Origin of the sequence: Nonomuraea turkmeniaca (assembly GCF_005889735.1) — a bacterium.
GTDB classification, from domain to species: Bacteria; Actinomycetota; Actinomycetes; order Streptosporangiales; family Streptosporangiaceae; genus Nonomuraea; species Nonomuraea turkmeniaca.
Genome location: NZ_VCKY01000158.1, coordinates 1 through 24,011 on the forward strand (window position 1 = coordinate 1; position 24,011 = coordinate 24,011).

The window sequence follows — 24,011 nt, forward strand, 5'->3', positions numbered from 1 at the left end:
CGGGGACGAGCTGCGGGTGCTCGGGGGGTTCGAGACGACCCTGGGTGCGTTGCCGTACTTCATCGAGGAGCGGCTGGACTGGGCACCGCAGCACGATCACGGACACGTGCTGACGGCGCTGCGGGCTCTGGGGGTGGGATTCGGGGCCTGTCACACCGAGTACGTGCTCACTGCCGACGGGCCCCGCATCGTCGAGGTGAACTACCGGGTGATCGGGGATCACTGCGACTTCCTGCTGGGGGACGTGCTCGGGGTGCCCGTGTTCGAGTGGATCCTTCGGGTGCATCTGGGCGAGCGGTTGCCGCAGATGCCTGCTGTGGCCCGGCACGGGTGCACGGTCAGCGTCGTCGCCGACCGGGCCGGAACGATCAAGGCCGCGCCGGAGGGCGAATTCGTTGAGCGCGGTGGGGTGCAACTGTGGCATCGGCCGCTGCGGGACGTGGGCGACGTCGTTTCTCTCACCCATACGAACCGGGATTATCTAGGCGTCATCCGGGCGGTCGGACCGGATCGGGTGCGGGTGGACGCGGCCGTGGAGGAGTACCGGGCCGCGCGGCCGTGGGTGATCGAATGAGCGGCCGGGAGGCTTATCTGGCCGCCCGCGTGCTGGACGCGCTGCTGCGTGAGGACTACGGAGGCCTGGCTTCGCGCGTCACCAGGACCAAGGACGGCGTGGGGATGCTGCTCGCGGACGGGCGGTGGGTGCGGCTGGCGCCGGGGGTGCTGTACCAGGACTTCGTGGTGGCGGAGGACGAGCGGCTGGGCCTGGAGCAGGTGCTGGAGACGCTGGTGGAGGTCGCCGATCCGGCGGACTCCGAGGGGGTCGCGGCCTTCTTCGAGGAGTGCCTGGCGGCGTTGGCCGCTCTGGAGCTGCATGATGCGCATGCGGTCGAGGTGCTTCGGCGGAAGCCGTCTTACGAGGCGCTTGCGGCTTTCGTGGATCACCCGGTCTATCCGACGGCGCGGGCGCGGCTGGGATTGTCGGAGCGCGAACTGCTGGCCTATGCGCCGGAGTTCTCGCCGTCATTCAAGCTGCGGTGGGCGGTGGTGCCGCGCCGTGCACTTGCGCCGGGCTCCGCCGCGCACCTGCCCGCCGACGCGGCGTGGGATGTCGGTCCTGACGAGGTGCTCTTTCCCGTGCATCCGCTCGCCGTCGGCGAGGTGCGGAAGATCGACGGGGTGCGGGTGCTGGACGAGGCGCGGGTCGCGGTGCGGCCCACGCTTTCGATGCGGACCGTTGAGCTCGACGCCCGCACCCACCTCAAGCTGCCGTTGCCCATCAGCACGCTGGGGGTCCGGAATCGGCGGTCGATCAAGGCGGGGACGCTGGGCGACGGGGCGAAGGCCGAGTTGTTGTTGCGGCAGCTGACCGACCCCGACGTGCTGCTCGCCGACGAGCAGACCCATGCGCACGCGGGCGACGAGTATCTCGCGTGGATGGTCAGGCGGCTGCCGGAGGGGAAGATCGTGCCGGTGGCGGCCCTCAACGCGCCCGGCGTGCTCGCGGAGCTCGGCGACGTCATCCCCGCCTACCTGCGGCTGCTGCTGCGCTGGAACGTGCGGCTCTTCGTCCGGTACGGCGTCGCGCTGGAGGCCCACCAGCAGAACCTGGCCCTGGCCTTCCAGGGTGACCGCATGAAGCTGCTGGTCAAGGACAACGACGGGCTGCTGGCGTCCCCGGCGAGGCTGCGGGCGGCCGGGATCGAGCCGCCGGCGTTCAGTGACGAGCGCATGCTCAATGACGACCCGCACGCGCTCGCCGACGTGTTCGTGACCATCACGCTGCACCTGGCCGCCGCGGCCGTGGTGTTCGGAGCGCTGCCGCATGCCCGGGCCGCGGCCCTGCTGCGCGACACGCTCGCCGAAGCCCTCGACGAGTACGGCGACGACCCCATGGCCAGGCTCCTGCGCGCCAGAACCCTGGACGCCGCCCGGCTGACCGGCAAATCCATGGTCACAGCCGGGACGCTCGTGTCCAAGGAACGTTCCGGCGCGCGCGACATCAACAAGTACTACGGCACCAGCGGCCCCAACTACCTGAGGAGAGTCTGAATGCATGGACTAGCCATCGACGCGCCCTCCGCCCTGGCCGAGGAGGCGACGCTGGCGGCCCTGCTGCGCTGCTGCGTACGGGAGGTGGCCGGACCGCGCGGCCTGGTGTGGCCGGCGCCGCCGTACCTGCTGCTGCGGGTGGCGGACAGGCTGCTGCGGGCTCGCACGTACGGCGGTGCCGCGCTGCGCTTCGACGGCCCTCTGGAACGGCTCCAGGACGGCGCCTGGCGGCCGCTGACGACGGACGAGCTGGTCGGGCTGGTCGAGGCCGACCTGCAGGGGCACAACGCCGAGTTCGCCGATCAGGTGGCGGCCAGCAAGGAGGCGGTGGCGGCGATCCTGCGGGCCAGGGCCGCGGCCGAGCCGCCGGCCGATCCGTGGCTGGCGTCGGAGCAGGCCCTCGTGTACGGGCATCCGTTCCACCCGAGCCCCAAGGCCCGCGGCGGGGACGGCTGGCTGCGGTACGCGCCCGAGACCCACGCCGAGTTCCCCGTCCAGCTGCTCGGCGTGCGCGAGGACGTGCTGGCGGAGGAGGGCGACGTGTCGGCACTGGACGGGATGGGCCGGGCGCCGGACGGCTACCGGCTGCTGCCCGCGCATCCGTGGCAGCTCGACCTCCTGCGGCCCGCGTTCGGAGCCGAGCTGATCGATCTGGGGCCCGGGCCGGTGGTGTCGCCGACCTCGTCGGTGAGGACCGTGTACGCCCCGGACTCGGCGGTCTGCCTGAAGTTCTCACTGAACGTGCGGATCACCAACTGCGTGCGCAAGAACGCCTGGTACGAGCTGGCCGGGGCCGTCGAGCTCTCGTCACGCCTCAAGCCCATCTTTGCCGAAATATCGGCCAAACACCCCGCCACTCGCTGGCTCCCCGAGCCCGGCTACCGCTCGGCCGCCCTCGGCACCCACCTCCACGAGGGCCTGGGCGTGATCGTCCGGCAGAGCCCATGGGCCGCCTGCGCCCCCGGCGTGACCCCGGTCCTGGCCGGCGCACTCGCGCTGGACGCCCAGGCGCGGGAGCCGCTGGCGTGGTGGTCGGCGTACGTGTCCGCGGTGGCGCTGCCGGTGGTGGAGCTGTACTTCGCGCACGGCGTCGTACTGGAGCCCCATCTGCAGAACGTCCTGGTCGGCCAGGACGCGGCCGGGCTGCCCGCGCAGGCCGTCTTCCGCGACCTGGAGGGCACCAAGCTCGTCGCAGGACGCCATGATCTCGACGGGCTGCATCCCGAGGTCGCCCGGGCGCTCACCTACGACGCCGAGCGTGGCTGGACCCGCGTCGTGTACTGCCTGCTCGTCAACCACCTCACCGAGATCGCCGCGGCCGTGGCCGGGCACGACGGCGGGCTGCTGCGCGCGTTGTGGCGGATCGCCCGCGACCTGCTCGCCAAGCTCGCCGCCGACCTCGGCTGGCCGTTGCCGCTGTCGGACCTGCTGGCCGGAGCCCCATTGCCCGCCAAGGCCAACCTGGGCGTGCGCTGGGCCAGGGCGGCCGACCGCACGGCCGGCTACGTCCCGATCGCGAACCCGCTCGCATGATCCCCGCCCGCGTCCGTGACGCCGCCCTGGGCCTGAACGACGCCCCCGCCTACCTCTACGACCTCCCCGCGCTGGAGGCGCACGTCGCGGCCGTGCGGCAGGCGCTGCCCGGCATCGAGTTGTACTACGCGGTCAAGGCCAACCCGGACGCCGAGCTGCTGCGTGTGCTCGCGGGGCATGTGGACGGGTTCGAGGTGTCGTCGGCAGGCGAGCACGCCCACGTCACAAGCCTCTTCCCGGGTATGAGGGTGGCGCTCGGCGGCCCCGGCAAGACCGACGCCGAGCTGCGCCTGCCGCACCACCGCCTCCACGTCGAGTCGCCGAACGAGCTCCGCCGCCTGCTCGCCACCGGGCTGGAGGCCGACGTGCTGCTCAGGCTCAACCCCGACCTGCCGGTCGAGGGGGCGGCGCTGGCGATGAGCGGGCCGTTCGGGATGGACGAGGCCGGCGTGGCGGAGTGCCTGCCGCTGTTCGGCCGGCGGGTACGGCTCCGCGGCCTGCACACCCACCTGGCCAGCGGCCTCCAGGCGCCGCAACTGCTGGACCTGGCGCGGACGCTGCTGGACAACTCGTACGAGGAGGTCAACCTCGGGGGCGGCATGGCGGTGTCCTACGCGGCCCCGGACGACAGGTTCGACTGGGCGGCCTATGGCATCGGGCTGGCGGAGCTGCGGCGCGGGCGGCGGTTCCGGATCGAGCCCGGCCGGGCGCTGACCGCGTACTGCGGCTACTACGTGACCAGGGTCGTGGACGTGAAGCGGGTACGCGGCGAGGCGTACGCGATCCTCCTCGGCGGCACCCACCACCTGCGCACGCCGGTGACGAAGGGCCACGACCAGCCCTTCACCATCCTGGAGACGGGCACGGGGCCGGGGCTCGAGGACGAGCCGATCACGCTCGTCGGCCAGCTGTGCACGCCAAAAGACGTTTTTGCCCGAAAAATCAGGACTTCCGCCCGCGTGGGGGACACCGTGGTGTTCGCGATGGCCGGGGCCTATGCCTGGAACATCTCACACCACGACTTCCTCATGCACCCGAAGCCGGCGTTCCACCATCTACGCGCTTGACGCTCTCGATGAGCGTGACCAGCCCGGCCTCGTCGAGCAGGTTCACGGGCCGCACGGTGCGGTTCGCGCGCACGTAGTGGAAGGCCGCCGCGACCTTCTCCAGCGGCACCCCGGCCAGGTGCGACCAGGCCAGCCGGTACGCCGCCAGCTGCACCGACGCCGTCTTGGCCGCCTTGCCCCTGGGCGGCTGCCCGGTCTTCCAGTCCACGACCTCGTAACCGCCGTCGGGCAGCTCGAACACGGCGTCCATCCGCCCCCGCACCAGCCGGTCGCCGATCATGGTCTCGAACGGCACCTCCATGTCGACCGGCCGTCGCTCGGCCCATTCGCTCTGCTCGAACCGCTCCTGCAGCTCGGCCAGGCGCACGTCCGCCTCTTCCAGCTCGTCGTACAGCTCGAGGTCGTCGATCAGCCGCTGCTGGTCCCACCGGCTCTCCAGCCACTTGTGGAACGACGTGCCGCGCCGGGCCAGCGGCGCCGGCTTGACCGGGACGGGGCGGCGGATCCTGCGGGCCAGCTCACGCGCATCGGTGGCCAGCATGACCAGGGACGACACGGTCAGTTTCGCCGGCAGCTCGACGATCGTGGCAGGCCGGCGCATGTGCAGGTCCCGCTCGCGGAGCAGCAACTCCGTGTCGCGTTCCCAGGCCCGAAGCCGCTCCTCCTCGTACGCCCGCAGCGGCTCGTCCTCCTCGTGTTCGTGCTCCCCTGGCTCGGCCAGCGTGCCGGCCAGCGCGTCCTCGACCAGCCGCGCGCCGTCGAGCACGGACTCGTACCGCAGCCCCTCGGGCGTGACCGGCCAGACGGCCTCGGCCGGCTCGGCGAGCAGCGGGTTCGTGGCTCCCTCCGCCACGTTCTCGGCCCAGAACGAGACGCGGTCGGCGGTGTCGCGGATCTCCAGCAAGAAGTCCGACGGCTCCAGCGGCTTCGTGGCGGTGCCCCAGCGGTAGCCGGAGGCGATCAGGTGGTAGTGGGCGCGGGTCACGGCCACGTACGCCAGCCTGCGCTCCTCCATCAGGTCGCGCTCGCGGCAGTGCTCGTCGAAGACGGCCAGCTCCTCCTTGCTGAGCCCGCCCAGCCTGGGCAGGTCGGCGGCGTCACCGCGCAGCGGGTACGGGAGCTTGCGGGGGTTCTCCGTCCACCGGCTGTTCATCACCGGCGTGGCCGGGAAGATGCTGCCTGTCGTGATCGTCCCCTTCGAGCTGAGCAGCTGCGACAGCCCCGGCACGACAACGATCGGCCACTCCAGGCCCTTGGAGGCGTGCACGGTCATCAGCTTGACGCTGTTGCTCTCGCCGACCCGGCCGGCCTCCAGCCCGAACTCCTCGCTCTCGGCCGCCTGCAGGTACGCCAGGAACGCCCCGAGCGTCGGGTCCTCGGCGTCGCCCGCGAACCTGGACGCCGCGTCGAGGAACGCGTCGAGATCCGCCCGCGCCGCGAACACCCCCGCCGTGCCGCTCCGCGCGGCCACCTCGATGTCCAAGCCCAGCTTGCGCTCCACCTCCGTGATCAGGTCGGGCAACGGCTGCGCGGTGTGCGCCCTGAGCTGGCGCAGCTCGTGGGCGAGCGCGACGAGCCGGGTACGGGCCAGCGGCGAGAACGACTCCAGCCACTCGTCCCGGTCCGGCAGCTCGTCCAGGGCGTCCACCAGGCTGCCGCGTTCCTCGGCCAGGTCGGCCACCACCTGGTCGAGCGGGTCTTCGGCGCGGTTGCTCTCGCTCAGCTCGCGGGCCAGCTCTCTGGCGTGCTCGCCGAGCACCCGCAGGTCGGCGGGCCCTATCCGCCATCGCGGCCCGGCCAGCAGCCTGGCCAGCGCGTCGCCGGCGGTCGCGTCGTACAACACGCGCAGGGTGGCGACGATGTCGCTCACTTCGGGCACGGTCAGCAGGCCGCCGAGGCCGACCACCTCGACCGGGATGTCACGGTCCTCCAGGGCCCGGCGCAATGCCGGGAACTGCGAACGTTTCCTGGCCAGGATCGCGACGTCCTGCGGCTGGATGGCGACGGTCTTCTTGCGTTCCTTCTCGCCCCAGGGCAGGCCGTCGGGGGCGACCTCCTGGCCGAGGATCTTGGCGATGCCGTCGGCGATCCACTTGGCCTCGTCTTCGGCGGTCTCGTGGAAGGCGCAGGTCACGCGGCCCCGGTCGACCCGGTTGGGGCCGGGGATGAGGACGGGGACCTCGCGGGCCTCCATGCGGAGCTGGAGCTGGACGCGGGCGGCCACGTCGAGGACACGGTCGCCGTTGCGGAAGCTGACGCTGAGCTGGCGGACGGGAGCTTGATCCCCCGAGCTCGTCCGGAAATCTTGGGAGAAGCGGCGAAGGTTGCCTGCGGAGGCGCCGCGCCAGCCGTAAATCGACTGACAGGGGTCGCCCACGGCGGTGACCGCGTGGCCGCCGCCAAACAGCGAACGCAGGAGGACCAGCTGGGCGTGGCTGGTGTCCTGGTACTCGTCGAGCAGGACCACCGCGTACCGCTCGCGCTCGATCTGCCCGACTTCCTTGTGGTTGGCGGCGATCCTCGCCGCCAGCGCCATCTGGTCGCCGTAGTCGATGACCTCCCGGCTGCGCTTCAGCCGCTCGTACGCCTCCACCAGCGGCAGCAGCTGCTCCCTCGCGGCCTGGACGTCCACCGGCTTGCGCTGGGCGACCGTCTTCCTGCCGGGCAGCGTGTCGTGCCTTTCGTGCAGCCACTCCCCCACCCGCCGCACGTCGGCCGGCGTGCGCAGGTGCTCCGACAATTCGCCGGCCAGCTCCAGCACGGCGGCGGTGACCGACGGCGGGCCCAGCTCGATCTTGTCCATCGGCCCGTCGTACATCGCGACCACCCGTGAGGCCAACTGCCACGACACCGCCGGCGTGACCAGCCGCATGGTCGGCTCCAGGCCCTCGCGCAGCGCGTGGTCGGTGACCAGGCGGGCGGCGTAGGCGTGGTAGGTGGAGACCGTCGGCTCGTTGTCGAGCGCACCCGGCTCGACCAGGCCCGCCTCCGCCAGCCCAGTCAGGCGCTCCCTGACGCGGGTGGCCAGCTCGGCGGCGGCCTTGCGGGTGAAGGTCAAGCCCAAAACGTTCTCCGGCTTGACCAGGCCGTTGGCGACCAGCCAGACCACACGCCCGGCCATGGTCTCGCTCTTGCCGGAGCCCGCGCCGGCCATGACCACCATCGGCTCCAGCGGGGCCTCGATGACCGTGGCCTGCTCGCTGGTAGGGGGAAGGATGCCGAGCTTGCCGGCGAGTTCGGCGGGGGTCAGCACACCTGGCCCCCGTTGTCGTTGACCGGGCAGCTCGCCCTGGCCGCGCAGGTGCGGCAGCCGTCGTTGACCTTGGCCTGGAAGAACGGGCCCGACATGCCGGTGGCCACGGTGTCCACCAGGTCGGCGGCCCACTCCGGGTTCTTGTCGTCGCTCAGCGGCTGCTGCCGCTGCTCCAGGGCGTCGTTCTTGCCGCCGGCCTTGCCCAGCTGCACCAGCGCGGCGCCGCCCGGCTCGGTCATGCCGTGCCGGGCGAACGCGCCCAGCAGCGCGGCCAGCTGGTAGACGCCGAGCTGCGGATGGCGGTCGATCTCGCCGGCCTTCGGCTTGGACCCGCCGGTCTTGAGGTCGATGATCACGGCGCGGCCGTGGTCGTCGCTCTCCACCCGGTCGACCCGGCCCTTGATCTGCACACCTTCCGACACCATGGCGGTGAACGACTCCTCCATGGCCTTCAGCTCGCGCGGGTTGTCCTTCTGCCAGCGCAGGAACTTGCCGATCATCCGCTCGGCGACCTGGCGCTGTTTGCGGTTGTACCAGGCGCCGCCGAAGTCGAGCTCGTGCCAGACCTGGTCGAGGCGCTCGCCCAGGAGGTCCTCGCTGGGCAGGTCGGTGTTCGCCAGCACGGCCAGGGCATGGATGACGTTGCCCAGGCCCTGCGCGCTGCTGGTGCCGGCCGCGCCGACGGCGGTCTCCAGAAGCCAGCGCAGGCCGCACTTGGTGAAGCTCTCGACGGCCGACGGCGAGATGCTCACGATGTCGTCGGGCCAGCTCAGGGCGCGGTCGTCGGACATGGGCGTGAGGGCGTACCAGTCGTTGGGATGGGCGCCCTGCACGCCGGCGGCCGCCAGGCGAGCGAGTTGCTGGGCCGCTCTCTGCCGGAGTTTCCTGGGCTTGGTGGGGTCGGTCACGGCGCTGCGGAGGTCCGCCACCAGGGCCGGCATGTTCAGCCAGCGGGCGCGGTCGTCCACCGTGGCGGTCTCCACCGCGCCCGGCAGCAGCTCCGACAGGAACCTGGACGCGCGCTCGTCGGTGTCCTCGCCGCCCACGGCCGTCACCACCAGCCTGCGCCTGGCCCTGGTGACGGCCACGTAGAACAGCCTGCGCTCCTCGGCGAGCAGCTTGGAGGCCAGCGAGGCGGCGTTCGGGCGGGTGCCCTCGACCACCTCGACGAGGTCCTCCACGCCCAGCATCGACCCGCGCAGCCGCAGGTCCGGCCAGACCCCCTCCTGCACGCCCGCCGCCACCACGACGTCCCATTCCAGGCCCTTGGAGCGGTGAGCGGTCAGCACGCGTACGGCGTCGCCGTCGGGGGCCCGGTCGGCCAGCGTGTCGCCGGGGATCTCCTGGGCGGCCAGGTCGTCGATGAACACCTCGGGACCCGCCTTCGGCATCCGGTCCACGAACCGGGCCGCGTGGTCGAACAACGCCACGACCGCGTCCAGATCGCGGTCGGCCTGCGCCCCCCTGGGGCCGCCCGACATGCTCTGCTCGGTCCAGCGCTCGGCCAGCCCGCTGGCGTGCCACACGGCCCACAGGAGGTCCTCCGCCGTCCCCTGGGTCTCCTTGGCCACCGCCAGCAACTTGGCCACCCGCTCGGCCGGCACGGCGACGTGCGGCTCGATCCTGGTGAGCTCCCGGGCGTCCTGCACGGCCGCGACGAGCAACTCGCCGGACGAACGTGCCTCGCCGACCTCCGACGCCTCGTTCTCGGCGATCTTGAGTGCCCGGCGCAGGCGGCGCACGCCGATCATGTCGGTGCCGCCGAGCGGACCCGTCAGCAGCTCCTCGGCCACCCCTTCGTCGAGCTGGGCGGCGTCGAGCGCCACCTTCATCAGCGTGAGCAGCGGTCGCACCCCGGGCTCCTGGGCGATCGGCACCTCATCGCCGGCGATCATCGTCGGCACCCCGGCGTTGGTCAGCGCCCGGCGCAGCAACGGCACCTGCCTCCTGGCCGAGCGCACCAGCACCGCCATCCGGTGCCACGGCACCCCGTCGATCAGGTGAGCCCGCCGCAGCGTGTCCGCGACGATCGCGGCCTCCTGGCTGGTGCTGTCGGCCAGCAGCACGCGTACGTCGCCGTCCGGCGTGTCCGGCAGCGGGACCAGGTCGCGGTGGCCGGCTCCCGGTCCCGCGGGAAGCCGGGTGGCGACCCGGCGCGAGGCCTCCAGCAGGCCGGCCCCGCTCCTGCGGCACACGTGAAGCGCCAGCACCGGCGCGTCACGGCCGTCGCGGGTCCTGAACCGCTCGGGGAACTTCATGATCCCCTGGACGTCCGCGCCCCTGAACCCGTAGATCGACTGGTCGGGGTCTCCCACCGCCACCAGGTCGCGCCCGTCGCCCGCGAGCTGGGCCAGCAGCAGCTCCTGCGCCGGGTCGGTGTCCTGGTATTCGTCCACGAACACCACGTCGTGCGCCGCGCGCTCCCGCTCGCGCACGTCCGGCCGGGCCAGCAGCGCGGAGGCGGCGCCGATCAGCTCCGCGTAGTCGTAGGTCTCCTCCGGGTCGAGGTCGAACCTGTCCTGGTACCGCTCGGCGAACCGGCCGGCCGCCACCCAGTCGCCCCTGCCGTGCCGCCGGCCGAGCTCGACCAGCCGCTCGGCGTCGAGCCCGCGTTCGTTGGCCCGCGACAGGAAGTCGCGCAGCTCCTCGGCGAACCCGCGGGTCTTGAGCGGCTCGCGCAGCGACACGGGCCAGTCGAGCGCGCCGTTCTCCAGCTCGCCGTGGAGCAGCCGCCTGATCTCCAGCAACTGCTCGGGGCCGGTGAGCAGGCGCGGCGGGGCTTTCCCCGCCTGGATCGACTCGCGGCGCAGGAGGGCGTACGCGTAGGAGTGGAAGGTCAGCGCGAGCGGGGTGCGCGTGGTGCGGCGCAGCCGCGCCGTGACGCGCTGGCGCAGCTCCTCGGCGGCCTTGCGGCTGAAGGTGAGGATGAGCACGCGCTCGGGGTCCAGGCCGCGGCGCTCGATCCTGTCCACCACGCTCTCCACGATCGTGGTGGTCTTGCCGGTGCCCGGACCTGCGAGGACGAGAAGGGGCCCGCTCTGGTGTTCGACCACGGCACGCTGGTGCTCGTCCAGCACAGGGGGCACAACAGGGTCGCCGTTGCCGCGCCGCACCAACCGCCAGGTCTGACCACTCACAACCCTAGATTCCACCAGACCACAGGGGTAGATCGTGCCGACTTGCCCGGTCTCCCCACGCGATCCGCCTACCGTACCTAGGGCAATCTCCACTTTTTGGACGACACGCCGCCTGGCCTTCCCTACAAATAGCGCGATATATCTTGACTTGAAAAGGACGCGACATATCGTGTTCGTCATGAGCAGAACCGGCAAGGGATACAAGGGCATCGGCATGGAAGGCCCGATCGCCCGCTGGTACACCACCGCCAACGGCAAGTCGCGGCAGCGCTACGACCAGCAGGTGGAGGCGGTCCGACAGCGGGCAGGCAAGGGCAGCTCGATATTGGAAGTGGCCCCCGGCCCGGGCTACCTGTCGATCGCGCTGGCCAGGTCCGGCGACTACACCGTCACGGGACTCGACGTCAGCGAGACCTTCGTCCAGATCGCCCGCGCCAAGGCCGCCGAGGCGGGGGCCGACGTCGACTTCCGGCTGGGGAACGCCTCGTCGATGCCGTTCGAGGAGGAGAGTTTCGACTTCATCGTCTGCTGCGCCGCGTTCAAGAACTTCTCCGATCCGGTCGGCGCCCTGCGGGAGATGCACAGGGTGCTACGGCCCGGCGGCGGCGCCCTCATCATCGACCTACGGCGGGACGTGTCCAAGGAGGCGGTGGACGAGGACGTGGCGCGGATGGGAATGGGCCGGCTCTCCAAGATGCTCACCCGGTTCACGCTGCGCTCGCTCCTGCCGCGGCGGGCCTACACGAAGGACGAGTTCGAGGCGTTCATCGGGCGGACCGGCTTCCCCACGCACGAGATCCGGCTGTCGCCGCTCACTTTGGAGGCGGACCTGCGAAAGTGAGGTGCGCACGGAGCGTGTGCCCTTGTAACGTAGGGTCATGTTCTGGCAGGTCCACTCCGAGAAGACCCTGTACACCGCCCCGCGGGTGGCCGTGCGGATCGCGGACGTGGAGCTGCCCGACGGGCGGCATCTGGATCACCACCTCGTCCGCACCGCACCCGCGGCCGGGGCGGTCGTCACCGACGAGCAGGACAGGGTCCTGCTGATCTGGCGGCACCGATTCATCACCGACAGCTGGGGGTGGGAGATCCCGCTGGGGGAGGTCGACGAGGGCGAGATGCCGCAGGCAGCCGCGGCGCGGGAGGTCGAGCAGAAGACCGGCTGGCGTCCGGGCCTCCTGCGCCCGCTGCTCGCCGTCCAGCCCGTCAACGGCTTCTCCGACGCCCTGCATCACGTCTACCGTGCCGAGTCGGCGACGCCCGCCGGCCCGCCCGCGGATCCCTGGGAGGCCGACCGTATCGACTGGCTCCCCTTGTCCGGGATCCGCAAGCTGATCGACAACGGCGACATCGTCTGTGGCACCACGTTGTCGTCGCTGCTCTATATCCTGCTCGACCACCTGCCGGACACGGGCCACGAGCCGACGTTCGACCCCACCCGGCCGATCCTCCTGCGCGACATCCCCGGCCTCCAGCTCTGACCACGGAGCCGGTCAACAAGACGCTCCGTCACGGCGAGCGACCCGTGAGCCTTCACGACCGGCCATGACAGGGGGCCAGGGTCTACGGCGCGTGCGGTGACCCTGGGCGACCGTAAAGGATGGTCGGATTTCACGAAAACAGGTGATCAACCACACGAGCGGTAGACTTCCCGTCGTCGCGGGGGGCGAACGTCGCGCGGAAAGCGTCGTAGCGGTCGGCATGCGCTGCGGCCACCGAGTCGATCGAGCGGATGGCCTCGATCACCTCGGCCGACGTGGACAACACCGGGCCCGGCGCCTGCTCGGCCAGGTCCAGGTAGAGGCCCCGCTTGGACTTGTACTTTGCCATGTCGTAGCCGTAGATCACGATCGGGCGGCCGGTGCAGGCGAAGTCGAACATCACCGACGAATAATCCGTCACCAGGACGTCCGCCACCAGCAGCAGATCCGCCATGTCGGGATAAGTGGTGACGTCGTGGGCGATGTCGGGAACGGCCGGGATCGCCTGCATGGGATGGGCACGGACCAGGATCTCGTGGTCGGCGCCCAGCGCCTCGCGGGCCTTGGCCAGGTCCAGCTTCACCATGGCGTTCTTGCGGTCGTAGTCACGCCACGTCGGCGCGTACAGGATCACCCGCTTGCCCTCCGCCAGCCCGAGCCGCTCGCGCACCGCGGCCGCCAGGGCGTCGCGGTCCGGTGAGTTGAGCACGTCGTTGCGGGGCAGGCCGCTCTCCAGGATCTCGCCCTTGTAGCCGAACGCCTTGCGCAGCACGGGCGTCGCCCACGGCGACTGCGACAGCAGCAGGTCCCAGCCGCGTACCTCCGCCGCCTGGCGGTGCCAGATCGGCGGCTTGGGGTCGCGGTTCATGTGGGGCTGGTCGTTGCCGATGATCTTGGCCGGAGTGCCGTGCCAGGTCTGCACCACCACCTGGTCCTCGCGGGCGCGGAACCAGGCGGGCAGGAACGAGTTCGTGACGATGTGGCGGGACCTGGCCAGGGCGGCGTGGTGCTCGCGGCTGCCGGCGCGCACGACGGTGGCGTTGCCCGGCGGCACGAACGCGCCGTCCTTGACGATCCAGATGTGCTCGCGGTCGTCGCCGCGCCGCAGCCGCTCCTCGTAGATGGCGCGGACGCTGTCGGCGTAGAGCCGCCCGTCGTTGACGACGTAGACGGTCGCGTCCGTCAGCGGCTCCGTGCGCTGCGCCGGGTAGAAGACCCGCCGCAGCACGTGGGTGCCCGCGACGCCGCGCTCGTCCGCCGGACGCGCCTCCTCGACGCTCACGACAGGCACGTCGAAACGCGTCGAGATCATCCGGTACGTGCGCCCGTCGAACGTGCGCGGGGCCTCGTCGAGCCCCTGCAGGGCGGCGTGGTCCATGCGCAGCGGGACGATCTCGCCGGACGGGTGGCGCACCGACATGTTCCAGGTGCCCGACGCCAGCGGCACCGGCTCGCCGAAACGGTCCATGGCGGCGGGCTCGACGCGTACGGAGAAGTCCTCGCCGGAGCGCTCCATCGGAAGCTGGTAGGACAGCCCGGACCGGTGCCGCAACGTGAGCACACGGGGGCCCTCCGCGTCCGGGTAGTGGCCGCGCAGCACGAGCACGGACCCTTCCCAGACCGCCGAGGTGATCACCGGGCGGATGCGGTGGGCGGAGACCACGACGCGGTCACGGCGGTCGCCGAGCACGGTGATCTCACGGTCCGACACGACCGTGCGGGTCTCCACGAGGTCGGCGAGCATGACCGAGGCCGCCGGGTCGCCCTTGGGCTCGACCCAGAGCCGCCGCCCGTCCTTCTCCTGCAGCAGGGACGGCACGGCCAGCGCGACCACCACCTGCGTGCCACCGCCCGACGGCGTGAAGTCGGCGGCGATGCGGTGGCCGCCCAGCCTGGCGTGGCCCTTGGTGACCGTGCGCCCGGGCAAGGAGATCTTGAGCTCGAGGCGGTCGCCGTCGAGGGAGACGCCGGTCAGCTCGGCCCGGTTGGGCTGGAGCACGACCTGCAGCGCCCGGTCGGACGTCCAGACCGGCCTGATCCACCAGCCGGACGTCAGCCTGCGGCCGGCCGGGCGCTCGGGCCGGCCGAGCGAGGAGCCGCGCAGCAGGCCGGTGGCCCGCGCGCCACGGCTCCAGAACACGATCTCGGCCCGCCACGTCGTGGTGTCGGGCACCGACGGCCGGTGCCGCATCCTGCGGCGCACGGCGGAGACCAGGCCGCGCACCGCGCCGCGCCAGCGCAACGGCCACGGGCTGAGCTCGGCGGTGAAGCCGGACCAGTCGTAGTTGCAGCCGGGCTCGCGTGCCCCGTGCGTGGCCTCGGGCTCCAGCACGCGACGGGTGCGCATGCGGATGGGCGGCAGCCAGCGCGGCCCGCGCAGCACCACGGTCGCCCAGTTGAACCTGCGGCTGCGGACCGACAGACCGGCCAGGTAGGCGAAGCCGGTGACGCGCAGCTTGCCGTCGACCCAGTTGATGTCGTCGATGTGGGTCACCGGCACCATGTCGGCCCGGCGCAGGCGGTAGAGGTCGGACGGCAACTCGTCCTGGAAGGGCAGGTCGGCGTACCAGCGCAGGCCCTTGCGGATGCGCTTGGACGGCTCGGCCGCCGCGGCCACGACCTTGGTGAGCGTCTCGCCGTCGACGAGCTCCGCCTCGGGGCGGTGCTCGATCAGGTGCACGATGACCCGCCTGGCGACCGGCAGGTCGCGTTTGACGCCCGCCTGCACGCCCGCCAGGTATGGGCGCACGAGCGTGAGCATCTCGCGCCGCCGCGCCGGGCCGCGCTTGACCGCGAGATCGATGCGGGCCCCCAGGGGACCGCTGAGCACCTCGGTGTCGAACGCCGCGTCGCGTCCGCCGGGGCCGACCGCTCGCATGACCGCTTCGAGAGGCTCGCCACGATCGCAAAGATCTTGGACAGCCTTCAGGCGGTCGGCGAGCGACTCACCGCCCTGGCTTTGGGCTGTGACGCCGGTGGCCATAGGGAGGCACCGCCTTTCGGGCCGCCATCAGTGTTTTGCCCATGGTAATGGGAGTCCCATGTCACCGAATCGCCCGTTCGGCGAAACCGCAGGTCAACCAGCTTACTGAAAATCCCCTGAACGCCCGTCCCAGCGGGCCAGGCGCATATCGACGCGTTCGCCGGAGCCCGCACGCAGCGGAGTGCCTTCCTCGCGCCAGTGCGCCAGGCAACGTTGCAGGTGGTCAGGGGCGGCGCCGCTGCCGTCGGCGTGGACGACGCGCCACCAGGGCACGCCGCCTCCCCACGTGGACATCACCTTGCCCACCTGGCGCGGGCCGCCTTCGCCCAGGTATTCGGCGATGTCCCCGTACGCCATGACCTTGCCGGGCGGGATGCGCTCGACGAGGTCGAGCACCCGCTCGGCGAAGGGACTCAGGGGCTCCATGCCGCGGGCCCGGCGTCGACGATCTCGTCGAACTTGCCGATCTGGACCACGTCGCCGCCGGTCTCGACCTCCATGACGCCGTCGCGCAGCGAGTAGACCTCGCCGTCCTCGCCCACGAGCCGGGCGCCGAGCGCGGTCGACAACCTCAGGAGTTGCGCCACCTGCCAGTCGGAGCCGGGCTCGCCGACCAGTTGGCCGGCCCAGCGGGCCACCGCGTGCCTGCCGCCCGCGTGGCCGGTCACGATCTCGTCAGATCCGCGCAGCTCGAAGCCGGCCGGCGCGATGGCCCGCGCCAACTCGGCGTAGGCGAGTGGCGTCTCGCGCACCACCCGCAGCTCGTATCCCATGACGCGGGACCCTAGCGGATCTCTTTGCCAACGAGAAACCCGCTCTCGTGCCTGGTGGTGGGCGTTATCACTGTTCTTTTCGCTGGTTGAGCACGATGATGGCGCCGCAGAACGTGATGAGCGCCACCAGCACCCCGCCCCCGTAGACCCACATGTGCCATGGGTCGGGTCCTGGCCGGGTCGGCACGGGCGAGTCCTCGCCCTGGCCGAAGTGTTCCTTGCCGGACGCGGCCACGCTGCGTTGCACGCCGGTCAGCAGCTCGGCGGCGTTGAGCGCGGCGGCCGCGTCGACCACGCCGAAGCCGGTCCGGTCGTCGTACCCGGCGGCGGGCCGGCCTCTCGCGCTCATGGCCAGCGCCTGGGCGACCTGCTCGGGCGGCAGGGCCGGGTAGCGGGATTTGATGAGCGCGGCCACCCCGGCCACGAGGGCGGCGGCCGAGCTGGTGCCCTCCGACAGCTCGTAGCCGCTCTTGCGCTTGACCACCGGTACGTCCACGCCGGGCGCGGCGACGAGCACCGACAGGTTGTCGCTGCTGAACGGCGCCTTCCTGCCCTGCTTGTCGGTGGCCGCGACGCCGATCACCCCGGGATAGCCGGCGGGGAAACTCCAGTAGGAGGTGCCCTTGTCCCTGGCATAGCCGGTCTGGCCGTCGTTGCCCACGGCGGCGATCAGCACGACGCCCTTGCCGAGCGCGTACGAAACGGCCTCGCGCTCGGACTTGAGCGGCCCGTACGAGCCGATCGACATGCTGACGACCTGGGCGCCGTGGTTGGCCGCGTACCGCAGAGCGCGGGCGAGCGGGCTCTCGGAGGCCAGCTCCTCGTCCTCCAGGGGCGGGACGCCGAACTCCATCTCCGGATCCTCGTCCGTGATCATGGGTAGCGACAGGATGCGGGACTCCGGCGCGACGCCGATCAGCCCGTCGTCCTCGCCGGACCCGGCGATCAGACCGGCCATGGCGGTGCCGTGCTTGCCGGGCGGCATGCCCCGGACGCTCGTGCCCGAGGTCATGTCGGGACCGGCGCTGACGCGTCCCTTCAGCTCCTTGACCTCGGTGTCCACCCCGCTGTCCACGACGGCGACGGTGACGCCCGCGCCTTTGGTGACGGTCCACGCCTGCTCGACGTTGAGCGCGTCGAGCACCCACTGTTGCTGCTCCCTGACCGGGTCGGCGCTCGTTCCCGTGAAGACCAGCAGCGCGGCCGCGATGGCGCGTACGGCGGTCAGCACACGTTCCCCTGCGTGCAGGGCGGCACCTTCGGGGGGTCCGCGAGGAAGTAGGCGATCTGATGGCCGATCGACTTGGCCGCCGGCCACAACTCGGGGTGCAGGATCTCCTCCGGCGGGATCGCGGCCCTGGTCCGCCCATCGGCGTAGCCCGCGGTCGAGAACACGATGTACGGCCCCGCGCCGACCCAGCTCGTACGCTGCCGCTGGTCGGGCCCGAACCGCTCGCTCACGGTGCCGGGGAAGGCCACGGGCAGCACGCCCACCCGGTCGTCCTGGGTGAGCTCCTCGGTGGCCGACACCCTGGACGCCTCGTCCTTGAGCACGGCCACGCCGACCGTGAAGACGAACGACGCCGTCTGGTCGATGTACGTGGCCCGCAGCATGGTGACGCAGCCGTGGCTGTCGAGCACACCGGCCACGGAGGCGTCCACGCCCTTGCCGCACTCGGTCTCGGGGGCGATGCCGACGCGCCTGGCGTACTGCTGGGCGCGGTCGAGCCCGAGGTACTTCACCTCTTCGGGAAAGACGCCCGTCGCCGGCCACGCCTGCCAGCGCCTGGCGATCTCCTCCTGCTTGTACTTGTTCTGCTCGGCGGGGGTCAGCGGGCGCGCGCGCGTCTCGTTGAGCAGCCCGATCGTGCCGAGCAGGACGACGGCGGCAGCCATGGTGACGATGACGCCCAGCAACGCCACGAAGATCCGCCGGTAGCGGATCCCCTGCTGGAGCGCGTCGAGTTCGGCGCGCTGCTTGGCGGCCGTGCGCCTGGTGGAGTTCGCGCCCGGCCAGGCACGCACGCGTGACCGGCGGCCGGTGGTGGCGCCGAGCGGGTTCCTCCGTGCCGGTGTGGATTCACCCCCGGCGCGCGGCAGCCCTGAGATCGACCTACGTGCCCTCACCACCGCCTCTTCCTGCGTTCATGGGCCTGTCTATTTCGTCCCCTTTAGCGGAGAGATCATGCGTCTTGCGAGATGTGCGCCCGGCGTACGCGCCTGACCAGGGTGAATATGACGGTCAGCGACGCGAGCGCGCCGACGGCAGCGGCGGCGGCGATGGCCGCGTAGACCGTGACGCGCTTGTCGTCCCTGACGATGACCTTGATCGGGCCCGCCTTCCCACCGGCCAGCGGCTCCGCGGGATCCTGCGCCTCGGGGCCCGTCGCGGTCTCGGTGTGCCCCGCCAGCCGGCCGGCCTCGGCCAGGGCACGGGCGGCGTGCACGACGCCGAAACCGGTCCCCGTGTCGTAGCCGCCGGGCGGGCGGTCGGTGGCGCTGGCGGTGAGGGCCTGGGCGACGAGCGGCGGCGACATGTCCGGATATTTCGCCTTAATGAGGGCGGCGACGCCGGACACGAGCGCGGTCGCCTGTGAGGTGCCCCTGCCGACCCAGTACTCGTCACCAGGGCCCGCGCCCATGATGTCCACGCCGGGCGCGGCCACCTGCACCGAGGAGTTCCAGTTGGAGAACGTGGCCCGCCGCAATCGCCGGTCCGTCGCCCCCACGGAGACCACCCCCGGGAACGCGGCCGGGTAGGAATAGGGCGCGAAGTCGCCGTCGACCTTCCGGTCGCCGTCGTTGCCCGCGGCGGCGACGAGCACGACGCCCTTGGAGATCGCGTAGCGGATGGCCGCCCGCTCCTCCCGGGTCGCCAGCTCCTTGGAGATCGACATGTTGATCACGTCCGCCCCCCCGTCGACCGCGTACCTGATGCCTCGGGCCACGACGTTCTCGAAGCGTTCTGCCGAGTTGAACTCTCGGAAGCCCAGCTCCTCGTCCTCGAGAATGACCCTCACTGACAGTACGTCCGCTTCGGGCGCGACGCCGATGATCCCCAGCTTTCCTTCGCGGCCGTGACCGTGCCCGGCGATCAGCGAGGCCATGTACGTGCCGTGCAACCTGCGCGGAGCCACGCCGGGCGGGTTCGCGCCCGCGGTGAAATCCTTGCCCACCCGGACCGAGCCGATGAGATCGCGATGGCGCGGGTCCACACCGGAGTCGAGCACCGCCACGGTGACCCCGGCGCCCTTGCTGACGCGCCACGCCTGGGTCAGCTCCAGCGTCTTGATCACCTGCCGCTGCCCCCCGCGCACGTCGTCCGCCTGCGCGGGCGGGGCCACGAACAGCAGCATCCCGGCCGCCGCCACCGACATCCCACGTCTCAGCACGCCTGCTGAAGTGCCCTGAGTCAGCACTGCCATTCCTCGGCGGTGCAATCGGGCATCCTGGGCGTGCTGAGCCCGGTCAGCACGTGCTCGGAGATCTCAGTGGCGAAGGAGAAGATGGCCGGGCGCGGCTCGCCGACCGCGCTACCAGGCCGGCCGTCCACCTCTCCGGCCGTGGTCAGCACCAGGTATGGCCCCGCCTGCCGGACCGAGCCGGCCTGGCGTACGGCGGGGGTGAAGCGGTGGGCGATCGTGTTGCCGAAGGCCAGCGGGCGCAGCCCGGGCACGGGTTTACCACTGTCGTTGAACGCGGACTTGGCCCGTGCGGCGCCCAGCTCGTCGCGCAGGGCCGCCACGCCGACGGTGACGAGCACGCCGCGCAGCGCGTCGATGTAGGTGGCACGCAGCAGGCCACGGCAGCCGGCCTTGCGCAGGGCCTTGGCGGCCTTGGCGTCCACGGAGTCGCAGGACGTGTGCGGCGAGATGCCGATCCTGCTGGCCCGCTCCTGCCCGCCCTGCTCGGCGGAGTACGGCAATGTGGCGGGGAAGATACGTCCCGCCGGCCAGGCGCGCCAGCGTTCGGCGACCTCTCGCTTGGCCGCAGCGTGCAATTCGGCGGTGCTCGGGCCGCGCGTGAGCTCGGTGCCCGCCGCGCTGCCCGCCACGCCGGCGGCCACCGCGCAGACCAGGGTCAGCGCGGAGGCCACCACCAGGGTCGGCCAGGGACGGGCTGAGTTCACGCCATCGACCTTAACCGGGGCGTCCGGCAGGACACCGCCAGAAAGTGCTTAATAGCTGGGCAGGCTGGGGTCGACCGTCTTGACCCAGCTGAGCACGCCGCCGCCCACGTGGACGGCGTCGGCGAACCCGGCGTTCTTGACGACCGCCAGCGCCTCCGCCGAGCGTGCCCCTGACTTGCAGTGCAGGACGATGCGCTTGTCCTGCGGCAACTTCTCCAGGGCCGAGCCGTTGAGGAACTCCCCCTTGGGGATCAGCGTGGCGCCGGGGATCGAGACGATCTCGTACTCGTTCGGCTCACGCACGTCCACGAGGAAGATGTTGTCGCCGCGGTCCTGCATGTCCTTGAGCTCCAGCGCGGTGATCGTGGAGCCGCTGGCGGCCTCGGCCGCCTCGTCGGAGATCGCGCCGCAGAACGCCTCGTAGTCCTCGAGCAGCTCGGTGACCGTCGGGTTCTTGCCGCACAACACGCACTCGGGGTCCTTGCGGACCTTGACGTCGCGGTACTTCATCTCCAGGGCGTCATAGATCATCAGCCGCCCGACCAGCGGGTCCCCGATGCCGGTCAGCAGCTTGATGGCCTCGTTGACCTGGATGGAGCCGATCGACGCGCAGAGCACGCCGAGCACGCCGCCCTCGGCGCACGACGGCACCATGCCGGGAGGCGGGGGCTCCGGGTAGAGGCAGCGGTAGCAGGGGCCGTGCTCGGCCCAGAACACGCTGGCCTGGCCGTCGAAGCGGTAGATCGAGCCCCAGACGTACGGCTTGCCGAGCAGCACCGCGGCGTCGTTCACCATGTAGCGCGTGGCGAAGTTGTCGGTGCCGTCGACGATGAGGTCGTAGCCGGAGAAGATCTCCATGACGTTCTCTGTGGTCAGCGCCGTGTTGTGGATGACGACGTCGACCAGCGGGTTGATCTCGCGGACCGACGCCGCGGCGCTCTCGGCCTTCAGCCTGCCCACGTCGGACTGGCCGTGGATGATCTGGCGCTGCAGGTTGGACTCATCGACCACGTCGAAGTCGATGATGCCGAGGGTGCCGACACCCGCCGCCGCCAGGTACATCAGCGCGGGCGAGCCCAGGCCCCCGGCGCCCACACACAGCACCTTGGCGTTCTTCAGCCGCTTCTGCCCCGCCATGCCCACGTCGGGAATGATCAGGTGACGCGAGTAGCGGCGCACTTCGTCGACGGTCAGCTCTGCGGCCGGCTCGACCAGCGGTGGCAACGACACTTTCTACGCTCCCGTTATCCAGGGGATCCCTGTCCTCACCTTGAAACCTAGCTGGCGAGTGGGGCATTCCCCAATCGAGTCTCACCGATCAGACGCCGTGCTTCGGCCGCCACGACCTGCGGCACCTCCATCATGGCCACGTGACCCGCCGTGGGCAGCAGCACCAGCCGGACCTGACGGAACGTACGCCAGGCCTTCGCCGCCATGGCGGGCCGGACGAGGCGGTCGTGCCGGCCGTGCATGATCAGCGTCGGCGCCTGGACCTTGGCCGCCTGGCGCCAGAGGTTGTCCTCGCCACGGCGGAAGTATTCGGCCACGATGCCCCGGGTCGAGCCGATCATGGCCTCGCCGGCGTACGGGAGGTCGTCCCGCCTGCGGAGCTCGTCGACGGCGTCGCGCAGGCGTACCGGGTGCACGGCGGCGGCATCGGCCCAGACCATGGACAGGGAGGCGTTGATGCGCTGCTCGGCCGGGAGCAGGCGCATGGTGCTCGCCACCCATTCGCCCAGCCTGGGCAGCGCGGCGGCGGCCACGCGGACGGGGCCGTACCTGGGAAGCAGGTCGGGCAGGGCGGGCGAGACGAGCATGAGCGTGCGGATCAGGTCCGGGCGGGCAGCGGCCACCCTGACGGCGACCGCGCCGCCCAGGGAGTTGCCGAACAGGTGCGCCGGGCCCGTCTCCTCCAGCAGGCCGATCACGGCCTTGGCGTGGCCGGCGACGGTGTAGTCGCCGTCGGCGGGGGCGGGCGAGTATCCGGCGCCGGGCAGGTCGAGCGCGTGGCCGGTGACCGTGTCTTTGAGCTCGCCCATGAGGTCGGTCCAGTTCGTGGCCGAGCCGGCCAGGCCGTGCACGAACACCGCCTGCTCGGACGGGCCTTCGGGGGTGGACCGGACGTATACCGAGCCGATCATGCGTCCCGGCCAGTGCGGGATCGGCGCCGCCATCATGCGTCCTCCTTGTCGTTCCTGGAACGCTTCTTCCCGTTCCTTCAACGATAACCATCGCCTCTAGCTGGGGCCTGAATTCCGTACAGACGGGTGACTTATCCGACTTTCTAGGACATCAGGCTCCATATGCCCTTAAGTGCTGACGGAGGAGAACGGCATGCTCACCAAGCGTATTGCCGCGACCGCGACCGCGGCCGCGGCTGCGGTCGCCGTCGTCATCGGCTGCGGAATCGTCGCGACCAGCGTCACGGCCGCCCCCGCCGGCGCGGCCACCGTCCCGGACCGCCCGGCTGCAGGTACCGGGTGAAGCTCGTCAAGACCTGGCTCAATGTCCGGTCCGCGCCGCGCGGGCGGGTCATCGACAAGCTCTATCCCGGAGATCGCACGTGGGGGAGCTGCAAGAAGTTCGGGAAGTGGCGGCGGATCCATGGGACGGAGATCGGCCGCCGGGGCCACTCCTTCGGCCACTACCTGAAGAAGATCGGCAAGCGCTAACGCTCTGTCACGCCCGCTTGCGGTCGCGGGGCGGCGGTTACCCCCGCACCTTCGCGTACCTGGCCGTCGCAGATTCGGACATATCACCATATTTCACTACATAGATGTCTAATCGATCTCATGACTGCTCAACAATGCGGCAAAAGCCGCCGTTCGCCGTTTATGGCAACCGGAGCGGGAAAGCATCACACCAGCGATACCCAGCGTGACGCTCGCGGCACTGACCGTTAAGTACGGGAAGATCCGCGGAATGCCGTCACGCTTGATAACGCATTCCGCCGGGCGACACCGGCGAGCATATACACGCCCACCATCACGGCCAACGGTGGACGCGAGCATTACCACTGACGCGATCGTCATATGTTCGCGGAATTTCGCTGCCTTTGAAGGCGACACCTCGGGCCAGCGCATCACCTTTCTCGCACCTCCGGCACGGCCATATCGGAAGGCCGGTCGGCGGGATGACCTATTTTTTTTGTCGTCGCTCAGCCAGTCCCGACGCAATTCGGACATTTCCTGCCATTTCATGGGATAAAAGTCCAAGGTGGGCAATAGGACTGTTAATACATAGCAAAATAGGGTCATTCCTGTTTGCTGGCATCTCGCCCCGGAAAGGACATTCCATGGATGACTCTTCAGCGGCCATCCAAACCCGGAAACGTCGAGAACGGGGCAATCGATCCTTTAGGGGGAATACGCAATGCCCAAGCTCAAGAGTCTTTTCGCAGGCCTCGCCATCAGCACGGCGATGACCGGCGGCGTGGTCGGCATGGGCGCGGCCACGACCTCGGCCAGCGCCACCCCGACCACCACCGGCACGTCCGTCCTCGCGAATGACGGCCACGGCTGGGGCTGGGGCTGGGGCCACCGCCGCCACGACCGCCACAAGCAGCGCTGCGGCCGCGGCCACCACGGTGGCGGTGGCTGGGGC

At 70.9% G+C, this 24,011-nt stretch carries 20 protein-coding genes and 1 pseudogene; 9 read left to right on the forward strand and 12 right to left on the reverse strand.

Annotated elements, in window-relative coordinates:
* The 4 genes and pseudogenes from ETD86_RS55740 to ETD86_RS35865 form a co-directional block, all read left to right on the forward strand.
* Positions 1-574 (forward strand): annotated as a pseudogene (locus ETD86_RS55740) (siderophore biosynthesis protein); the annotation flags it as partial.
* On the forward strand, positions 571-2,052 hold the full coding sequence (locus tag ETD86_RS35855) for an IucA/IucC family protein (RefSeq protein ID WP_138671088.1): 1,482 nt from the start codon (positions 571-573) through the stop codon (positions 2,050-2,052). The pseudogene ETD86_RS55740 and the gene ETD86_RS35855, both read left to right, overlap by 4 nt.
* Positions 2,053-3,585: an IucA/IucC family protein gene (locus ETD86_RS35860; protein ID WP_138671089.1), complete on the forward strand. Its 1,533-nt coding sequence runs from the start codon at positions 2,053-2,055 to the stop codon at positions 3,583-3,585. It begins immediately after the preceding gene.
* Positions 3,582-4,652, forward strand: coding sequence for a type III PLP-dependent enzyme domain-containing protein (locus ETD86_RS35865; protein ID WP_138671090.1), 1,071 nt, complete (start codon positions 3,582-3,584; stop codon positions 4,650-4,652). Before ETD86_RS35860 ends, ETD86_RS35865 begins: the two co-directional genes overlap by 4 nt.
* Here ETD86_RS35865 and ETD86_RS35870 read toward each other — a convergent pair.
* Together ETD86_RS35870 and ETD86_RS35875 are read right to left on the reverse strand one after the other, a co-directional pair.
* The gene (locus ETD86_RS35870; protein ID WP_138671091.1) at positions 4,612-7,905 is read right to left on the reverse strand and encodes an ATP-dependent helicase; all 3,294 of its coding nucleotides are present in this window, start codon (positions 7,903-7,905) and stop codon (positions 4,612-4,614) included. The genes ETD86_RS35865 and ETD86_RS35870 overlap by 41 nt on opposite strands.
* A complete protein-coding gene (locus ETD86_RS35875; RefSeq protein ID WP_138671092.1) occupies positions 7,899-11,042 on the reverse strand; it encodes an ATP-dependent helicase in 3,144 nt (1,047 codons plus the stop codon). Before ETD86_RS35875 ends, ETD86_RS35870 begins: the two co-directional genes overlap by 7 nt.
* 178 nt (positions 11,043-11,220) lie before the next feature.
* On the opposite strand from ETD86_RS35875, the gene ETD86_RS35880 reads away from it, so the two are divergent.
* Both ETD86_RS35880 and ETD86_RS35885 read left to right on the forward strand, forming a co-directional pair.
* Positions 11,221-11,883 (forward strand): class I SAM-dependent methyltransferase, encoded by a 663-nt coding sequence (locus ETD86_RS35880; RefSeq protein ID WP_138671093.1) that lies wholly within the window; start codon positions 11,221-11,223, stop codon positions 11,881-11,883.
* A gap of 37 nt (positions 11,884-11,920) precedes the next feature.
* Positions 11,921-12,523 (forward strand): NUDIX domain-containing protein, encoded by a 603-nt coding sequence (locus ETD86_RS35885; RefSeq protein WP_138671094.1) that lies wholly within the window; start codon positions 11,921-11,923, stop codon positions 12,521-12,523.
* Between the two features lie 130 nt (positions 12,524-12,653).
* On the opposite strand, the gene ETD86_RS35890 is transcribed toward ETD86_RS35885, so the two are convergent.
* The 9 genes from ETD86_RS35890 to ETD86_RS35930 all read right to left on the reverse strand — a co-directional run bounded on the left by ETD86_RS35890 (position 12,654) and on the right by ETD86_RS35930 (position 22,585).
* Positions 12,654-15,401 (reverse strand): CDP-glycerol glycerophosphotransferase family protein, encoded by a 2,748-nt coding sequence (locus ETD86_RS35890; RefSeq protein WP_138671095.1) that lies wholly within the window; start codon positions 15,399-15,401, stop codon positions 12,654-12,656.
* A 207-nt stretch (positions 15,402-15,608) separates the two neighbouring features.
* On the reverse strand, positions 15,609-15,932 hold the full coding sequence (locus ETD86_RS35895; protein WP_138671096.1) for an MGMT family protein: 324 nt from the start codon (positions 15,930-15,932) through the stop codon (positions 15,609-15,611).
* Positions 15,920-16,279 (reverse strand): hypothetical protein, encoded by a 360-nt coding sequence (locus ETD86_RS35900; protein ID WP_138671097.1) that lies wholly within the window; start codon positions 16,277-16,279, stop codon positions 15,920-15,922. Before ETD86_RS35900 ends, ETD86_RS35895 begins: the two co-directional genes overlap by 13 nt.
* A 67-nt stretch (positions 16,280-16,346) precedes the next feature.
* Positions 16,347-17,510 (reverse strand): S8 family serine peptidase, encoded by a 1,164-nt coding sequence (locus tag ETD86_RS35905; RefSeq protein WP_138671098.1) that lies wholly within the window; start codon positions 17,508-17,510, stop codon positions 16,347-16,349.
* The gene (locus ETD86_RS35910) at positions 17,504-18,406 is read right to left on the reverse strand and encodes a hypothetical protein (protein ID WP_246148701.1); all 903 of its coding nucleotides are present in this window, start codon (positions 18,404-18,406) and stop codon (positions 17,504-17,506) included. Before ETD86_RS35910 ends, ETD86_RS35905 begins: the two co-directional genes overlap by 7 nt.
* Before the next feature lie 56 nt (positions 18,407-18,462).
* Entirely contained in the window at positions 18,463-19,671 is a 1,209-nt protein-coding gene (locus ETD86_RS35915) for a S8 family serine peptidase (RefSeq protein ID WP_170223445.1), read from the reverse strand.
* Between the two features lie 20 nt (positions 19,672-19,691).
* Complete coding sequence (locus ETD86_RS35920; protein ID WP_246148704.1) at positions 19,692-20,408, reverse strand: hypothetical protein; 717 nt, start codon at positions 20,406-20,408, stop codon at positions 19,692-19,694.
* Between the two features lie 48 nt (positions 20,409-20,456).
* A complete protein-coding gene (moeZ, locus tag ETD86_RS35925) occupies positions 20,457-21,638 on the reverse strand; it encodes an adenylyltransferase/sulfurtransferase MoeZ (RefSeq protein ID WP_138671100.1) in 1,182 nt (393 codons plus the stop codon).
* A 47-nt stretch (positions 21,639-21,685) separates the two neighbouring features.
* Positions 21,686-22,585 (reverse strand): alpha/beta fold hydrolase, encoded by a 900-nt coding sequence (locus ETD86_RS35930; RefSeq protein ID WP_138671101.1) that lies wholly within the window; start codon positions 22,583-22,585, stop codon positions 21,686-21,688.
* A 157-nt stretch (positions 22,586-22,742) separates the two neighbouring features.
* On the opposite strand from ETD86_RS35930, the gene ETD86_RS55745 reads away from it, so the two are divergent.
* Entirely contained in the window at positions 22,743-22,892 is a 150-nt protein-coding gene (locus ETD86_RS55745; RefSeq protein ID WP_170223446.1) for a hypothetical protein, read from the forward strand.
* Positions 22,889-23,080, forward strand: coding sequence for a hypothetical protein (locus ETD86_RS35935; protein WP_138671102.1), 192 nt, complete (start codon positions 22,889-22,891; stop codon positions 23,078-23,080). The genes ETD86_RS55745 and ETD86_RS35935 overlap by 4 nt, the downstream gene beginning before the upstream one ends.
* Before the next feature lie 108 nt (positions 23,081-23,188).
* Here ETD86_RS35935 and ETD86_RS35940 read toward each other — a convergent pair whose 3' ends face one another.
* Positions 23,189-23,608, reverse strand: a complete 420-nt coding sequence (locus tag ETD86_RS35940; protein ID WP_138671103.1) for a hypothetical protein — start codon at positions 23,606-23,608, stop codon at positions 23,189-23,191.
* Between the two features lie 172 nt (positions 23,609-23,780).
* Between ETD86_RS35940 and ETD86_RS35945 the strand changes: the two genes are divergently transcribed.
* Positions 23,781-24,011 (forward strand): hypothetical protein (locus ETD86_RS35945; protein ID WP_211370527.1); only part of this gene is annotated, 231 nt, incomplete at its 3' end.

What these genes read in the sequence shown, in the direction of transcription:
- ETD86_RS55745 (WP_170223446.1), top strand. Translation starts at nt 22,743, where the DNA reads ATGCTCACCAAGCGTATTGCCGCGACCGCGACCGCGGCCGCGGCTGCG.
- ETD86_RS35930 (WP_138671101.1), bottom strand. Translation starts at nt 22,585, where the DNA reads ATGATGGCGGCGCCGATCCCGCACTGGCCGGGACGCATGATCGGCTCG.
- ETD86_RS35855 (WP_138671088.1), top strand. Translation starts at nt 571, where the DNA reads ATGAGCGGCCGGGAGGCTTATCTGGCCGCCCGCGTGCTGGACGCGCTG.
- ETD86_RS35885 (WP_138671094.1), top strand. Translation starts at nt 11,921, where the DNA reads ATGTTCTGGCAGGTCCACTCCGAGAAGACCCTGTACACCGCCCCGCGG.
- ETD86_RS35895 (WP_138671096.1), bottom strand. Translation starts at nt 15,932, where the DNA reads ATGGAGCCCCTGAGTCCCTTCGCCGAGCGGGTGCTCGACCTCGTCGAG.
- ETD86_RS35890 (WP_138671095.1), bottom strand. Translation starts at nt 15,401, where the DNA reads ATGCGAGCGGTCGGCCCCGGCGGACGCGACGCGGCGTTCGACACCGAG.
- ETD86_RS35940 (WP_138671103.1), bottom strand. Translation starts at nt 23,608, where the DNA reads ATGAAATGGCAGGAAATGTCCGAATTGCGTCGGGACTGGCTGAGCGAC.
- ETD86_RS35860 (WP_138671089.1), top strand. Translation starts at nt 2,053, where the DNA reads ATGCATGGACTAGCCATCGACGCGCCCTCCGCCCTGGCCGAGGAGGCG.
- ETD86_RS35880 (WP_138671093.1), top strand. Translation starts at nt 11,221, where the DNA reads ATGAGCAGAACCGGCAAGGGATACAAGGGCATCGGCATGGAAGGCCCG.
- ETD86_RS35900 (WP_138671097.1), bottom strand. Translation starts at nt 16,279, where the DNA reads ATGGGATACGAGCTGCGGGTGGTGCGCGAGACGCCACTCGCCTACGCC.
- ETD86_RS35865 (WP_138671090.1), top strand. Translation starts at nt 3,582, where the DNA reads ATGATCCCCGCCCGCGTCCGTGACGCCGCCCTGGGCCTGAACGACGCC.